This window comes from Variovorax sp. WS11 (assembly GCF_010499245.1).
GTDB lineage: Bacteria > Pseudomonadota > Gammaproteobacteria > Burkholderiales > Burkholderiaceae_C > Variovorax.
On sequence record NZ_JAAGOW010000001.1, the window covers coordinates 839101 to 853848 of the forward strand.

15 protein-coding genes are annotated in these 14748 nt (G+C 68.4%); 9 read left to right on the plus strand and 6 right to left on the minus strand.

Annotated features, from left to right (window positions below; all coding sequences use genetic code 11):
* Positions 1-14: 14 nt before the first annotated feature.
* The 3 genes from GXN78_RS04345 (at position 15) to GXN78_RS04355 (ending at position 1830) form a co-directional block, all read left to right on the plus strand.
* Positions 15-527 carry a 6,7-dimethyl-8-ribityllumazine synthase gene (locus GXN78_RS04345; RefSeq protein WP_106556771.1) on the plus strand — a complete coding sequence of 171 codons (513 nt, stop codon included), beginning with the start codon at positions 15-17 and terminating at the stop codon, positions 525-527.
* Positions 528-582: 55 nt separating this feature from the next.
* Positions 583-1260, plus strand: a complete 678-nt coding sequence (locus GXN78_RS04350) for a glutathione S-transferase family protein (RefSeq protein WP_106556770.1) — start codon at positions 583-585, stop codon at positions 1258-1260.
* 111 nt (positions 1261-1371) lie between these two features.
* Positions 1372-1830, plus strand: a complete 459-nt coding sequence (locus GXN78_RS04355) for a hypothetical protein (protein WP_146163036.1) — start codon at positions 1372-1374, stop codon at positions 1828-1830.
* Between the two features lie 8 nt (positions 1831-1838).
* On the opposite strand, the gene GXN78_RS04360 is transcribed toward GXN78_RS04355, so the two are convergent.
* Both GXN78_RS04360 and GXN78_RS04365 read right to left on the minus strand, forming a co-directional pair.
* Complete coding sequence (locus GXN78_RS04360) at positions 1839-2597, minus strand: sulfite exporter TauE/SafE family protein (protein WP_106556768.1); 759 nt, start codon at positions 2595-2597, stop codon at positions 1839-1841.
* Positions 2598-2625: 28 nt separating this feature from the next.
* The gene (locus GXN78_RS04365; protein ID WP_106556767.1) at positions 2626-3867 is read right to left on the minus strand and encodes an MFS transporter; all 1242 of its coding nucleotides are present in this window, start codon (positions 3865-3867) and stop codon (positions 2626-2628) included.
* Positions 3868-3956: 89 nt separating this feature from the next.
* On the opposite strand from GXN78_RS04365, the gene GXN78_RS04370 reads away from it, so the two are divergent.
* Genes GXN78_RS04370 through GXN78_RS04385 form a run of 4 tightly spaced genes read left to right on the plus strand, consistent with a single transcriptional unit; the run spans position 3957 to position 7431 of the window.
* Positions 3957-4826: a helix-turn-helix transcriptional regulator gene (locus tag GXN78_RS04370; protein ID WP_106556766.1), complete on the plus strand. Its 870-nt coding sequence runs from the start codon at positions 3957-3959 to the stop codon at positions 4824-4826.
* A gap of 57 nt (positions 4827-4883) precedes the next feature.
* Positions 4884-5135: a type II toxin-antitoxin system Phd/YefM family antitoxin gene (locus GXN78_RS04375; RefSeq protein ID WP_106556765.1), complete on the plus strand. Its 252-nt coding sequence runs from the start codon at positions 4884-4886 to the stop codon at positions 5133-5135.
* A complete protein-coding gene (locus GXN78_RS04380) occupies positions 5128-5643 on the plus strand; it encodes a putative toxin-antitoxin system toxin component, PIN family (RefSeq protein WP_106556764.1) in 516 nt (171 codons plus the stop codon). Before GXN78_RS04375 ends, GXN78_RS04380 begins: the two co-directional genes overlap by 8 nt.
* A gap of 60 nt (positions 5644-5703) precedes the next feature.
* Positions 5704-7431 (plus strand): SulP family inorganic anion transporter, encoded by a 1728-nt coding sequence (locus GXN78_RS04385; protein ID WP_106556763.1) that lies wholly within the window; start codon positions 5704-5706, stop codon positions 7429-7431.
* Here GXN78_RS04385 and arfB read toward each other — a convergent pair.
* Positions 7400-7813 carry an alternative ribosome rescue aminoacyl-tRNA hydrolase ArfB gene (gene arfB / locus GXN78_RS04390; protein ID WP_106556762.1) on the minus strand — a complete coding sequence of 138 codons (414 nt, stop codon included), beginning with the start codon at positions 7811-7813 and terminating at the stop codon, positions 7400-7402. The genes GXN78_RS04385 and arfB overlap by 32 nt on opposite strands.
* A 90-nt stretch (positions 7814-7903) precedes the next feature.
* Here arfB and amrB point away from each other — a divergent pair, with 90 nt between their 5' ends.
* Both amrB and amrS read left to right on the plus strand, forming a co-directional pair.
* Complete coding sequence (gene amrB, locus GXN78_RS04395) at positions 7904-8710, plus strand: AmmeMemoRadiSam system protein B (RefSeq protein ID WP_106556761.1); 807 nt, start codon at positions 7904-7906, stop codon at positions 8708-8710.
* Positions 8707-9780 (plus strand): AmmeMemoRadiSam system radical SAM enzyme, encoded by a 1074-nt coding sequence (gene amrS / locus GXN78_RS04400; RefSeq protein ID WP_106556760.1) that lies wholly within the window; start codon positions 8707-8709, stop codon positions 9778-9780. The genes amrB and amrS overlap by 4 nt, the downstream gene beginning before the upstream one ends.
* Before the next feature lie 3 nt (positions 9781-9783).
* Here amrS and GXN78_RS04405 read toward each other — a convergent pair whose 3' ends face one another.
* The 3 genes from GXN78_RS04405 to clpB form a co-directional block, all read right to left on the minus strand.
* Positions 9784-11445, minus strand: a complete 1662-nt coding sequence (locus GXN78_RS04405; RefSeq protein WP_239142598.1) for an alkaline phosphatase D family protein — start codon at positions 11443-11445, stop codon at positions 9784-9786.
* Positions 11446-11744: 299 nt separating this feature from the next.
* Positions 11745-12083 (minus strand): hypothetical protein, encoded by a 339-nt coding sequence (locus GXN78_RS04410; protein ID WP_308812408.1) that lies wholly within the window; start codon positions 12081-12083, stop codon positions 11745-11747.
* Positions 12084-12088: 5 nt separating this feature from the next.
* Complete coding sequence (gene clpB / locus GXN78_RS04415) at positions 12089-14710, minus strand: ATP-dependent chaperone ClpB (RefSeq protein ID WP_106556758.1); 2622 nt, start codon at positions 14708-14710, stop codon at positions 12089-12091.
* Positions 14711-14748: the final 38 nt, after the last annotated feature.

Genomic DNA, 14748 nt, shown 5'->3' on the forward strand with positions numbered 1-14748 from the left:
CAAAAAGGCAAACCATGAGTCAGATCAACGACCTTCCCCTCTCCGCCGTCGCCGCGACCGATGTCTCGCGCGGCAAGCGCATCGCCTTCGTGCAGGCGCAGTGGCATTCCGACATCGTCCACCAGGCACGCGACGCCTTTCTCGAAGAGATGGAGCGCCAGGGCGTGCCGCGCGCCGACATCGACATCTTCGATGTGCCTGGCGCGTTCGAGATCCCGCTGCACGCCAAGCGGCTCGCGCGTTCCGGGCGCTATGCGGGCATCGTCGGCTGCGCGCTGGTGGTGGACGGCGGCATCTACCGCCACGAGTTCGTCGCCAGCACCGTGGTGAGTTCTCTGATGCAGGTGCAGCTGGAGACCGATGTTCCGGTCTTCTCGGCTGTGCTCACGCCGCATCACTTCCACGAGCATGTGGAACACCGCAAGTACTTCCACCGCCACTTCGCCATCAAGGGCACCGAAGTGGCCGAGGCCTGCGTGAAGACGCTGGAGGCGCTGAAGCGCGTCGATGGCCTGATCGCGGCCTGACAAGTGTCAAGGCGGGTCCGTGCACCGCCACGGCCCGCGGGTGTAGCGTTCGACGATGGACAGTCGTAACGCCTCTGCCTACACCCTCTACGGCGCGCCCGGCTCGGGCGCCACGCCCGTCCACGCCGCGCTGACGCTGATCGGCGCTCCCGTGAAAGTGGTCGACATCGCGCCATGGGAAGGCGAAGCCGAGCGGCGGAAGCTGCTCCCGGTCAACGCCATGCGGCAGGTGCCGGTCCTGGTCCTGCCCTCGGGCGAGGTCATGACCGAGAGCGCCGCGATCCTGATCTGGCTGGGCGACCGCCACCCCGAGGCAGGGCTGGCGCCGGGCATCGCCGATCGGCGCCGAGCCCAGTACCTGCGCTGGATGAGCTTCATCCCCGCGGCCATCTATTCCATGTACTGGGTACGCGACGAGCCCTCGCGCCTGGCGGCCGACGTCCAGGCCGAGCCCGTGATCATGGCGCGCACGGCCGAGCGTATCGCCGAGTGCTGGCGCTTGATGGATGCGCAAATGCCGCGCGGCACGCCTTATTTGCTGGGCGAACGCATCGGCATGCTCGACCTCTACGTGACGGTGGTCTCGCGCTGGACGCCGTGCCGCACGCGCTTCTATCGCGAGGCGCCGCGCATGGCCGAGGTGGTCCGCCGTGTCGACGCCGAGCCGCGCCTGGCCGGGTTCTGGGCCTCGCGCTTCCCCTTCGCGCCCGGCTGGGAAGACTCGGAGCCCTGAGCCCTTCTGGCGTCGACCCAAGGGTTTGCGCTGACAAATTCCAGGTCAAACCCTGTTCCCGAGCGCCGTAAGAATTACGTAAGATTCGCGCCACGTTTCATCAGAATCTTCATGCTCGACATAGACTTGCCAGCGCCTGCTGCCGCGGTTCGCACCGTTCTTGCCAACCGCGGGATCGTCCCGGCACTTGCCTTGCTCAACGACCGGACACCCTACCGATTCACCGCCATCTACAAGCTGAACGGCGAGGTGATGCATGCGGCGCACGCCTTCGACCGCACCGCCGAATACCGAACCTGGCTGAAGGTGGTGCCGCTCGGCAAGAGCTTCTGCCAGTACGCGATGGAGCATGGCGAGTTCGTGACCAGCCACGCATCGGAAGACCAGCGCCTCACCCATCGCCCCTACGCCGGCTTTGTGGAGTCCTACTACGGCCAGGTGCTCAAACGCGAATGCGGCACGCCCTACGGCACCTTCATTCATTTCGATCTGGAGCCGCGAAGCATTCCGCCGGAAGAGATCGATTTCCTTCGGGGAGTGATCCCGACCTTCCTCGATTACCTCGACTGAGCAGGCCCCTAGCCGGCCCGTGCCGCCAGGATCGGCACCGAGGACGCCAGCAGCGCGACGCCCGACAGCGTCAGCAACCCCAGCACGATCTTGCGGAATCCCGCCTCGCTGATGCCGATGTAGAGCCGCGCCCCGAGCAGCACCGGCACCAGCACCGCGAGCGCGACGATGCCCAGCAGCGGCAGCATGGGCACACCGACGAGGCCGGTGCCCAGGTAGACCGAGAAGGTGACCAGCAGCATCGAGAGATTGAAGTTCTGGATCACCGAGCGCTGCACGTCCTTCTCCAGGCCGCGCAGCGTGCACCAGAGCGTCGGAATGGCGCCGGTGAATCCGCCCAGGCCGCCGCAAACGCCGCCGATCAGGCCGGCCACGCCATCGGCCCCGCGGCCGCCCGCGCTCACGCGCGGCAGGTTGCGCGCCATCAGCATGGCCGGGCACCAGATCACCAGCAGGCCGCCGAGGCAGGCCTTGAAGAGCGGAATGTCCAGCCGCGGCAGCAGCCAGACGCCCAGCGGCACGCCCACCAGGCCGCCGAGCACGAAGGGCAGCAGCAGCGCCCGGTCGAAGCCCCGGCGCACCGTGACGGCGGCGATCACCTGGCCGGTCAGCGCGCCGAAGGTGGCGAGCACCGCTGCCAGCCTGGGGTCCACGGTCCAGGCCCAGAAGGACATCGCGACCAGGCCGAAGGCGAAGCCCGACAGGCCCTGCACGAAGCCGGCCACGATCGCGCCGAGCGCGACGATCAGGTAGAGCGACGAATCCAACGCGGTGACCGAACGCCGCCGTGGCCCATCACGCCGATGCCGGAACCAGGGCCTCGCGCCGCACGCGCCGCACGTTGAAAGCGCTCGCGATCAACACCGCCTGCACCACGGCCAGGCCGATGATCACGCTCATGTATTGCTGGTGGTCCATCAGCCGGCCGAAGATCAGCGGCGCCACCGCCTGCCCGATGTCCAGCCCCGCATAGACCACGCCGTAGACGCGGCCCGAGGCATTGGCCGGCGTCGAGCGCTTGACCAGCAGGTCGCGCGAGGGCCCGGCGATGCCCGAGGCGAAGCCCATCGCGCCGAACATGGCCGGCACCAGCACCGGCGGGAAGTCCACCATCGCAAGGACCAGCGCCAGCACGGCGGCCGCGCCGAAGGAAAGGCCCACGACGCGCTCGCAGCGCGCAGGGTCGGAGGCCAGGAAGCCGCCCACCACCATGCCGCCCGCGCTGGCCACCATGTAGGTCGTGAGGCAGATCGCGATCAGCGCCACCGGCACCGCGTGCAAGTGTCCGGCCGCGGCCGGCGCGAAGGTCTGCACCACGCTCAGCGCCATGGCATAGAAGAAGAAGAATCCGAAGCACATCCACACCGCCGGGATCTTGAGGAAGGCGAACTCGCCGCCCGCCGCCACATCCGCACCCGTGGCCTTGTGCACCGCCTTCACGTCCAGCGCCAGCACGGCGCGGTTGAGCCACAGCACCAGGAGCACGACCAGGGCCAGCGCCCCGGCCGAGGCCAGGGCCACGCGCCACGAGAAGGCGATGGCCAGGGGGACCACGAAGGCCGGCGCCAGCGCCCACCCCAGGCTGCCGGTGATCCCGTGCACGCTGTAGGCATGGCCCAGGCGCGTGGGCGCGACCTTGCGGTTGAACAGCGTGTAGTCCACCGGGTGGAACACGCCGTTGCCCACACCGGCCACCACGGCGCAGGCCAGCAGCATCCAGTAGCTCTGCGCCAGGGAGTAGCCGATCGCCGCCAGCGCCAGCAGGCCCAGTCCCACGAAGAGCACCGGTCGCGGCCCCAGCCGGTCGACCAGGAAGCCCGAGGCGGCCTGCACCATGCACGAGACGACGAAGAACACGGTCAGCACCGCACCGAGCTCGGTGTAGCTGACGTTGAAGGCATCCTTGAGCCAGGGGAACAGCGGCGGCAGAACCAGCTGGGCGAAATGGCTGATGGCATGCGCCAGGCCGACCAGTCCGATCAGTTTGGCATCGGAACGCAGGGTGTTCGAGGTGGGAGAAGCGTTGAGAGAAGACATGAATTGCAACAAGAAACCGGGGCAGGCACTGATCGTATTCCCGCAGTGCGCGGCAGAATGGCGATACAGAGACAACATTTGTCGAAATCATGCCGTCCACCGTCTTTGCGCCCGTGGCGCCCGCACGGCGCGCCGCGCAGCCGGAAGGCCCTGCGCCGACCCAGTCCGTAGGCCCGCTCACGCCGCACCTCTACGCGCCCGATGCGCTCCGGCCGCTGCGAGCCAAGGAGCATTTCCTCCAGGCCGACACCTTCGTCGAGCTGCACACCCACCCGTGGCCGCAGCTCACCTTCTCGACCCGCGGCGTGATCCGCCTGAGCACGGAGGACGGCAGCTACATCGTGCCGCCCTCGCGCGCCCTCTGGGTGCCGGCCGATATGGCGCACAGCATCACGCTCATCGAAGACGCGGAGCTGCGCACGGTCTACCTGCACAGCTGGCTCGGCCCGGGCTGGGAGAAGTGCGAGGTGCTCGAGATCAGCCCTCTGCTGCGCGCCCTCATGCTGGCGCTGGACACCACGCCCGACGGCTTGCCGCCGGCCGATCCGCATGCGGCGCAGCGCGAGCGCTGGATCGCACCGCTGCTGGTCGACGAGCTGGAGCGCGCGACGCAGATCCGCATCGACGTTCCATTGCCCGCCGACAAGCGCCTGCGCCAGCTGTGCGAGACGCTGCTGCGCAATCCCGCCGGCCGTGCCACGCTGGCCGAGCGCGCCCAGACCATCGGCGCCAGCGAACGCACCGTCGCGCGCCTGTTCCGCGACCAGCTCGGCATGAGCTGGCAGCAATGGCGGCAGCAGGCGGTGCTGGCCCATGCGCTGCCGCTGCTGGCGCGCGGCATGGCCGTGAGCCAGGTGGCATCGGCCAGCGGCTACGCGACCGACAGCGCCTTCTGCGCGATGTTCAAGGCGGCGACGGGGCAGTCGCCGACGGCCTTTCAGCACAAAAGAAAGGCTTAGCGGAGTCATCGGGAGTTTGTACAATTTGTACAAATCAACCTTTTGAAGGGACCGCCTGTGATTGCCTACACCGCCAGCGAAGCCAAACAGAACTTCGCCGCCATGCTCGATGCGGCGGCGCGGGGACCCGTGGTGATCCGCCGGCACGACCGGGATGTGGCGGTCGTGATTTCGCCGGACGATTACAGGCGCCTGCATCGCCTCAACGTCGAAGAGCTTTTGGCGCTGTGTGATCGCATTGGCGCAGAAGCAGAGAAGAACGGGATGACCGACGAGATCCTCGCCGAGATTTTGGCGAGCGATGATTGAGTGGCAGGGCGGGTCGCGCTGGGTCGTCGACACGAACGTCATCGTCAGTCGCCTGCTGCGCCCGAAAGGCAGTGCTTCGCCGGCCTTCAATGCCGCGGTCCGTAGCGGCGGCAAGCTGCTCTTCTCGGCAGCCACCCTGGCCGAACTGGTCGAGGTTCTTTCGCGCTCCAAGTTCGACCGCTACGTGAGCGTCGAGGATCGCCGGGCATTTCTTGCGAGCTTGTCCGCCTTCCTCGAAATCGTGGCGGTCGAGCGCCGCATCCAGGCCTGCCGCGACCTCAAGGACGACAAGTTCCTCGAAGTCGCTGTCCACGGCCGTGCAGATGCGCTGATCACCGGCGATGCCGACCTGCTGGTGTTGCACCCCTTTTTCGACATTCCCATCCTGGCGCCCGACCGCTTCCTCTCCGGCTTCGCGCCACCCGGCCCAGCAGGCCTGCTGCAGGAACCACCCGCCACTTACCGAACAAGGCCACGCAAGGCCGCCGCGAGCACCGCCAAGGCTTGAGCCTCGAGCGCTTTCGTATCATCGGCGGGTGCATCCCCAACCATTTCAGGCGGTGAAGGCATGGCCCTGAACCGCGACCAGCTCATACGCTGGCTCCCCTTCCTCGGCTGGCCACGCCCCAGCCGCGCCCTTCTCACCGGCGAAGCCATGGCGGGCATCACGGTGGCCCTGATGGTCATCCCGCAGGGCGTCGCCTACGCGGCGCTCGCCGGCATGCCGCTGGTGACGGGCATCTACGCCTCGCTGCTGCCGGCGCTCATCGGCGTTCTGTTCAGCGCATCGACCCGGCTCTCGGTCGGGCCGACCGCCTTGTCCAGCCTGCTGGTGGCGGCCTCGCTCGGCCCCCTCGCGATTCCCGGCAGCGCCGAGTGGGTGGCGCTGGCGGTCTGGCTGTGCTTCATGTCGGGCGCGATCCAGCTGCTGCTCGGGGTGGGCGGATTCGGCTGGGTGCTGCGGCTGGTCAACTCGCCGGTGCTGATGGGCTTCACCCAGGCCGCTTCGGTGCTGATCATCCTGTCGCAGCTGCCGGCGCTCTTCGGCTTCACCGGCCGAAGCATCGGCCAGCTGTGGCACGGGCCGCCGCCCGATTTCCTGGCCATTGCCTTCGGCCTCGGCAGCATGGCGGCGCTCTGGATCGCCAAGGAACGCTGGCCGCGCTTTCCGGCCGCCATGGTGGTGGTAGGCGCCTGCGCCGCCATCAGCGCAGCCATCGGCTACGCGTTGCGCGGCGGTGCCGTGGTCGGCACCCTGCCCTCCGGCCTGCCCGCCTTCTACTGGCCCGGCACCCAGCCGCTGGGCACTTTCGGCGCCCTGCTGTTGCCGGCGCTCATGATCACGCTGGTGAGCTTCCTCGAGACCGCCTCGAGCGCCAAGGTCGACAACGCGCGCGCCGGCAAGCTCTGGAACGAGAACCAGGACCTGATCGGCCAGGGCCTGGCCAAGATCGCCTCCGGCTTCTCGGGCGCCTTCCCCACCAGTTCCTCCTTCTCGCGCTCGGCCATCAACCTCTACGCCGGCGCGCAAACCGGCTGGGCCACCGTGTTTTGCGTGCTGCTGATCGGCGCCGCGCTGCTGTGGGCGATGCCGCTGCTCTACCACGTGCCGCAGGCGGTGCTGGCCTCCATCGTGGTGATCGCGATGCTGGGGCTGGTGCGCCCCGGACAGTTCGTCTCGCTCTGGCGCATCTCGCGCGTGGAGGCGGTCACGGCGTTGGTCACCTTCGTTCTCACCATCGCCACCTCGCCCTCGATCTACTGGGGCGTGCTCGCCGGCCTGCTGATGAGCCTCAGCCACTACATGTACCGGCACCTGCACCCGCGCATCATCGAAGTGGGCCTGCATCCCGACGGCAGCCTGCGCGATCGCCATCTCTGGAACCTGCCGCCGCTGGCGCCCCAGCTGCACGCGATGCGCATGGACGCCGAGCTCGACTTCGCGACCGCCAGCACGCTGGAGCGCGCCATCACCGTCACGCTCGCGATGCGGCCGGATCTGACCGACATCTGCCTGTTCGCGCAGCCGATCAACCGCATCGACGTGACCGGCGCCGAGGTCTTCGGCGCGATCCGCCGGCTGCTGGAATCGAAGGGCGTGCGCCTGCACCTGAGCGGCCTCAAACTACCGGCGCAGCAGGTGCTGGAACGCGCCGGGCTGCTGACGGCCGGCCCGATGCTGTTCATCTACCGAACCGATGCCGACGCGCTCGCGGCACTGGGCGCCATGCACGGGATGACGGCCGCGGACGTGGAGGCCGCGCTCAGTCCTGCACCGGCCCGCGCTGACGCTTGACCTCCGCGCGCTGGCTCTTCCCTTCGAGCCGGCGCTGACCGGCCCCGTAGCTCGGCTTGGTGGGTCGGCGCACGCGCGGCGGCAAGGCCACGCTGTCGACCAGTTCCTGCAGCCGCGTCAGCGCGTCGGCGCGGTTCATCTCCTGGCTGCGGTGGCGCTGCGCCTTCAGCACCAGCACGCCTTCCTGGGTGATGCGGCTGTCGCGCAGCGCGAGCAGGCGCTCCTTCACCGCCTCGGGCAGCGAGCTTGCGGGGATGTCGTAGCGCAGGTGCACGGCGCTCGACACCTTGTTGACGTTCTGGCCGCCGGCACCCTGCGCGCGCATGGCACTGAACTCGGCCTCCGAGGGGTCGATGGGAACGAGCGGGCGCGGCGCGGGCATGCGCCATTCTGACTCGGCCGCAGCGTCGCCACCCGCCGATTGACGCTGGCCCGAGGCCGGTCCATATTGGATGCAGGAGGTGCGACGGCCATGCCTGCTGTTCGCCCCGCAGCGGTCGCGGGGATCTTCTACCCGGGGGATGCATTGCCGTTGCGGCGGCAGATCGGCGAATGCCTGGCCGGCGCCCACGACACCGTCGATGCGGAGCGCCCGCCCAAGCTGCTGATCGTTCCGCACGCGGGCTACGTGTATTCCGGTGTCGTCGCGGCGCATGCCTATGCCTTGCTCGCCCCCTGGCGGGAGCGGATCAGCCGCGTCGTGCTGCTCGGACCGGCGCATCGTTCGGCGGTGCTTGCCCTGGCTGCTCCGGCGGCGGAGGCCTTCGACACGCCGCTCGGCCGCATCGCGCTGGACCTGCCTGCGCTCGCCCTATTGCAAGACCTGCCGCAAGTCGTGCGCGACGACCGGCCGCACGCCTTCGAGCATTCATTGGAGGTGCAGCTCCCGTTCCTGCAAACGCTGTTGGGCGGCACCTTCGACTTGGTGCCGCTGCTCGTCGGTCATGCCGGCCCCGCCGAAGTTGCGCAAGTGCTGGCGCGCCTGTGGGGCGGCGACGAGACGCTGATCGTCGTCAGCTCCGACCTTTCGCACTACCTGCCCGATGCGCAGGCGCGGTTGCGCGATCGCGCCACGGTGGAGCGCATCCTCGCCTTCGATGCCACCCTGGATCCCGAAGACGCCTGCGGCGCGCCGGCGATCAACGGTGCGCTTCAGGCGGCACATGCACACGGCCTGCTGCCGCGTCTGCTGGACCTGCGCAACTCCGGCGACACCGCGGGCGATCGCCGCCGCGTGGTCGGCTACACCGCAATCGCCTTCGAGGCGACGGCACCATGACCACGAACCCGCCGGCACGCTGGTGGCATCCGCTGGACGACGGCCGCATCCAGTGCGACCTGTGCCCACGCGACTGCCGCCTGCACGAGGGCCAGCGCGGCATGTGCTTCGTGCGGCAGCGCATCGGCGACGAGATGGTGCTCACCACCTACGGGCGCAGCTCGGGCTTCTGCATCGACCCGATCGAGAAGAAGCCGCTGAATCATTTCCATCCGGGTTCCAGCGTGCTGTCCTTCGGCACCGCCGGCTGCAACCTAGCCTGCAAGTTCTGCCAGAACTGGGACATCTCCAAGAGCCGCGAGATGGACCGGCTGATGGATCAAGCCTCGCCGCAGCGCATCGCCGAGCTGGCGCGCCAGCGCGGCGCCCTGAGCGTGGCCTTCACCTACAACGACCCAGTGATCTTCGCCGAGTACGCGATGGACGCGGCCGACGCCTGCCATGCGCTGGGCATCTTCAGCGTCGCCGTGACCGCGGGCTACATGCACGCCGCGCCACGGCGCGAGTTCTACGCAAGGATGGATGCCGCCAACGTCGACCTCAAGGGCTTCACCGAGGACTTCTACTTCCGGCAGACCGGAGGCCATCTCGCGCCGGTGCTCGACACGCTGCAGTACCTGCGCCACGAAACCTCCTGCTGGTTCGAGATCACGACGCTGCTGATCCCCGGTCACAACGACGGCGATGCCGAGATCGAGGCGATGAGCCGCTGGATCTTCGACGCGCTCGGGCCCGACGTGCCGCTGCACTTCACGGCCTTCCATCCCGACTACAAGATGGTGGACGTGCCTCCCACACCGCCGGCCACGCTGAAGCGTGCCCGCGCCATCGCGCTGGCCAACGGGCTGCACCACGTCTACACCGGCAACGTGCACGACGTGGAGGGCGGCACGACCTTCTGCCCCCACTGCCGCGCAGCGCTGGTGCAGCGCGACTGGTATCTCGTGATGGATTGCGCGCTGGATGCGCGTGGCGAATGTCCGCATTGCGGCACGCCCATCGCCGGCCGCTTCGGGACCTTCCAACACGGCTTCGGCCGCCGGCGGATCGCGGTGCGTGCGTCCGCTTGAGGGCTACACGGGCAGGACATCGAGATTGTTGACCCCCGGCAACGCATGCAGGCTCTTCGCCAAACGCGCGGTGTACGAGCGGCTCAGCACGGTGTCGACTTCCGTCCAATCGGCCCGGGCTTCGGCCGGCGTCAGCGTCAGCACCAGGAAGCCGCGCCGGGTCGTCTCCGCGTAGCGCAGGTCCCTCACCATCTTGGGAAAGGCATCCGTGAGGACGGGCCCGGAGATCAGCGGCAGCAGGATTTCCAGCCCCGGCGAACTGATCGAGGCCGTCGCGAACTCGACCCCCACGCGCTGCCCGCCGGCATCGGTCAGGTTGCTGGCCCATGCGTTGTGCGTATCGCCGGCCAACGAGACGAGGTTCTTGCCCAGCGAACGGGCCGCGGCCAGCACGGTCTCGCGGGCGGCAGGATAGCCGTCCCAGGCATCGAGGTTGTAGGGAACGCGCCGCTGGGCCAGCAAGGCGCGCTGGCTGTCGCTGCGCAAGGATTCCGGCGTCGACTGCGCCGCCAGGAATTCACCGATGGTCTCCAGCGTGAACGCGCTCGCGATGCTCAGCGGAATCTCCATGCGCGCCATCAGCACCTGATTCCCGAGGATCTGCCAGGTCGCACTGGACGCGGCCATGCGCGCGGACAGCCAGTCCGATTGCTCGGCACCGAGTAGCTGGCGCCCCGCGCCGGCGGCCGCACCCTGCAGGTAGCCGTCGAGATCGACCTGCTGGTCGCGCCCGATGAGTCGCGTGTCCAGCATGTGCAGCGACGCCAGCGTGCCGAAGTCGAAGGACCGGTAGATCTTCAGCGGATTGGCAGGGTCGGGCATTCGTACGGGCAGCCACTCGCGATAGGCCTGCACGGCGGCCGCACGCCGCGCCGCGAAGCTGCCTTCGGTTGCCGGATCGTGATTGACCGCACCGCCGGACCAGGCGTTGTCGGCGAAGTCGTGGTCGTCCCACACCGCGATCACCGGCATCTTCGCGTGCAGCGCATTCAGGTCTGGATCGGTCCGGTACTGTGCGTGGCGGCGGCGATAGTCGTCGAGCGTCAGGAGCTCGTGACTCGGCTGCGACTCGCGATCGATCGCGAACGCCAGCTGCGATGCAAAGCCAAGCCGCCCGAACTCGTAGATGTAGTCGCCCAGGTGCAGCACCACATCGATGTCCGTGCGCTTGGCCAGTTCGGCGCACACGTTGAAATAGCCGGCCGGGAAGTTCGAGCAGGAGACCACGCCGAGCCGGAGCTGCGACACGCTGCCGGTCGGCAGGGTCTTCGTGCGCCCCGTGGGCGAGGGCTCGGAGCCGACGTAGAAGCGGTAGAAGTAGACGCTGGCCGGCAGCAGCCCGGTGGCGTCCACCTTGACCGTGTAGTCCTGCTCAGGCCCCGTGCTGGCCGTGCCCTGCGCCACGATGGCGCCGAAGTTCGCGTCGCTTGAGACTTCCCATCTCAGGTTCAGAGTGCCGGGGCTGGCGACCGTGACGCGGGTCCAAGGATCACGCGGTCCGCCGGGATCGCCACTCGCGACGCCGTGCGAGAACAGGGATGTCGCGCCGCCGGGCGTCCCGCCCGCGCCGCCTCCTCCACCGATGCCGCCACCAGACCCGCCTCCACCGCCACCTCCACCTCCCGCAGCCGGACACGCTGACGCCAGTGCCGACGAACATGGCATAGAGAATGGCGCCTCGAATGAAGGATCGGCGCGAAGTCTCGGGAGCGAGATCGGAAGCGTGTTCCGGGTCCGCGGATGCGGGCGGTTCTGTGCCGTGGCTTTCGCGCATGTCTCGCTCCTTGCCCGGCACGCCAGCCGCACGGTGCGGCTTTTCGTCGCGTCGGAGGGTGGCGAGATTGAAGGCCGGTCGAAACGAAGCGCTCGTCAGCCGAAATCACTCTCGAGGGTCGGCCAACAACTTACATCGCGTCACAGTCGGTTGCGCCCGGAAACGGGCGCTGCGCAACCGATGCTGACCGCTACTCTACGCGCGAGACCGGACGCGCCTGCACGTCCGTCACGTTGTCGCCGCGATCGCGCAGGCGCACCGGGCTGTCGGCGGCCTCACCGCGTGCCCGCGCACCCGCCACATCGGCCGCTGTCGGCTCGGCCGCCTGCGCAGCGGCTCGAAAGCGATCGAAGCCATGGCGCGGGTCGAAGCGCATCACCCAGGGCCGCACCGGCTGGCCGGTGAGGCGGGCCCAGCCATAGCGCAGGCCCCACACCGCCGCGAGCAACGTCACCGCGACGGCGAGGCTGGCTGCGAGGACCAAGCCCATCAGGAACAGAACAACGCGCAGGAGGAAGTTCATCATCATCGGGATTAGGCCACCGCCTCGGCCCGAGGTTCCCCGGCCTTGTGAAACTCGAACTGCCCCGGGGTGCGGATCGGGTCGGTGGTGACGACGATCGTGTCCTTCGGCCCAAAGCTGCCGTCGAGCAGCAGCTTCGACAGCGGGTTCTCGATGCGATGCTGGATCGCCCGCTTGAGCGGCCGCGCGCCGAACACCGGGTCGAAGCCGACCTTGGCGATCTCCGCCAGCGCCGCCGGCGAGACCTCGAGCGCGAGATCCATCTTCGCGAGACGCTCCTGCAGCACCCTGAGCTGGATGGCGGCGATCGCCTCGATGTTCCTGGCGTCGAGCGCATGGAAGACCACGGTCTCGTCGATGCGGTTCAGGAACTCGGGGCGGAAGTAGTTCTTCAACTCGTCCCACACCGCGTCCTTGATCTCCTCGGCCGGCCGCCCCACCATCGCCTGGATGATGGGCGAGCCGATGTTGCTGGTCATCACGATCACCGTGTTCTTGAAGTTCACGGTGCGGCCCTGCCCGTCGGTCAGGCGGCCATCGTCGAGCACCTGCAGCAGCACGTTGAACACATCCGGATGCGCCTTCTCGACCTCGTCGAGCAGCAGCACGCTGTAAGGCTTGCGGCGCACGGCCTCGGTCAGGTGGCCGCCCTCCTCGTAGCCCACGTAGCCGGGCGGCGCGCCAATCAGGCGCGCGACCGAATGCTTCTCCATGAACTCGCTCATGTCGACACGGATGAGGTGATCCTCGCTGTCGAACAGGAAGCCCGCCAGCGCCTTGCACAGCTCGGTCTTGCCCACGCCCGTGGGACCGAGGAAGAGGAAGGAGCCGGTGGGGCGGTTCGGGTCGGCGAGGCCCGAGCGCGAGCGGCGGATCGCATTGGCGACCGCGCCGATGGCCTCGTCCTGGCCGACCACGCGCTCGTGCAGCTTCGCTTCCATCTGCAGCAGCTTGTCGCGCTCGCCCTGCATCAGCTTCGAAACCGGGATGCCGGTGGCGCGCGCCACCACCTCGGCGATCTCCTCGGCGCCGACCTGGGTGCGCAGCAGCGTGGGCGCGCTGGACTTGCCCTTGTTGGCCTCGGTGTCCTGCGCCTCCTTCAGGCGCTTCTCCAGGCCCGGCAGCTTGCCGTACTGCAGTTCGGCGACCTTGTTGAAGTCGCCCTTGCTGGTGAACTCGGCGATCTGGAACTTGATCTTGTCGATCTCCTCGCGGATCTGCGCGCTGCCCTGGGCCTGCGCCTTCTCGGCCTGCCAGATCTCGTCGAGGTCGGCCAGCTCCTTCTGCACGCGCTTGATGTCGTCCTCGATCAGGCCCAGCCGCTTCTGCGAGGCCTCGTCCTTCTCGCGGCGCACGGCCTCGCGCTCGATCTGCAGCTGGATCAGGCGGCGGTCGAGGCGGTCCATCACCTCGGGCTTGGAGTCCATCTCGATCTTGATGCGGGCCGCGGCCTCGTCGATCAGGTCGATGGCCTTGTCGGGGAGGAAGCGATCGGTGACGTAGCGGTCCGACAGCTCGGCCGCGGCGACGATGGCCGGGTCGGTGATGTCGACGCCGTGGTGTACCTCGTACTTCTCCTTCAGGCCGCGCAGGATGGCGACGGTCGCCTCCACGCTCGGCTCGCCCACCAGGATCTTCTGGAAGCGGCGCTCCAGCGCAGCGTCCTTCTCGATGTACTTGCGATATTCGTCGAGCGTGGTGGCGCCCACGCAGTGCAGCTCGCCGCGCGCCAGCGCGGGCTTGAGCATGTTGCCGGCGTCCATCGCGCCCTCGGCCTTGCCGGCGCCCACCATGGTGTGCAGCTCGTCGATGAAGACGATGGTCTGGCCCTCGTCCTTGGCCAGTTCGTGGAGCACGGTCTTCAGCCGCTCCTCGAACTCGCCGCGGTACTTGGCGCCGGCCAGCAGCGCCGCCATGTCGAGCGACAGCACGCGCTTGCCCTTGAGCGACTCGGGCACCTCGCCGGCGACGATGCGCTGCGCGAGGCCTTCGACGATGGCGGTCTTGCCGACGCCGGGCTCGCCGATGAGCACGGGGTTGTTCTTGGTGCGGCGCTGCAGCACCTGGATGGCGCGGCGGATTTCCTCGTCGCGGCCGATCACCGGGTCGAGCTTGCCCAGGCGGGCGCGCTCGGTGAGGTCGAGGGTGTATTTCTTGAGGGCCTCGCGCTGGCCTTCGGCGTCGGCGCTGTTCACGCCCTGCCCGCCGCGCACGGCATCGATGGCGGCCTCGACCGACTTGCGCGTCACGCCATGGCTGCGCGCCAGGTTGCCGATCTCGGCCTTGCTATCGGCCAGGGCGAGCAGGAAGAGCTCACCGGCGATGAACTGGTCGTTGCGCTTGATGGCTTCCTTCTCGGTCGCCTGCAGCAGCTTGCCCAGGTCGGGACCGACCTGCACCTGGTCATGGCCCGACACCTGCGGCAGCTTCTTTATCGCCGCCTCGGCGGCATTCAGCAGGCCCGGCACGTTGGCGCCGGCGCGCTCGAGCAGCGCGCGCGGGCCATCGTCCTGGCGCAGCATGGCGACCAGCAGGTGGATGGGTTCGATGTAGGCGTTGTCATTGCCCAGCGCGAGCGACTGCGCATCGGCGAGGGCTTCCTGGAATTTGGTGGTGAGTTTGTCTTGGCGCATGAATGAAAACTCCGATCCCAGCGCATCTAGGGCCCGGC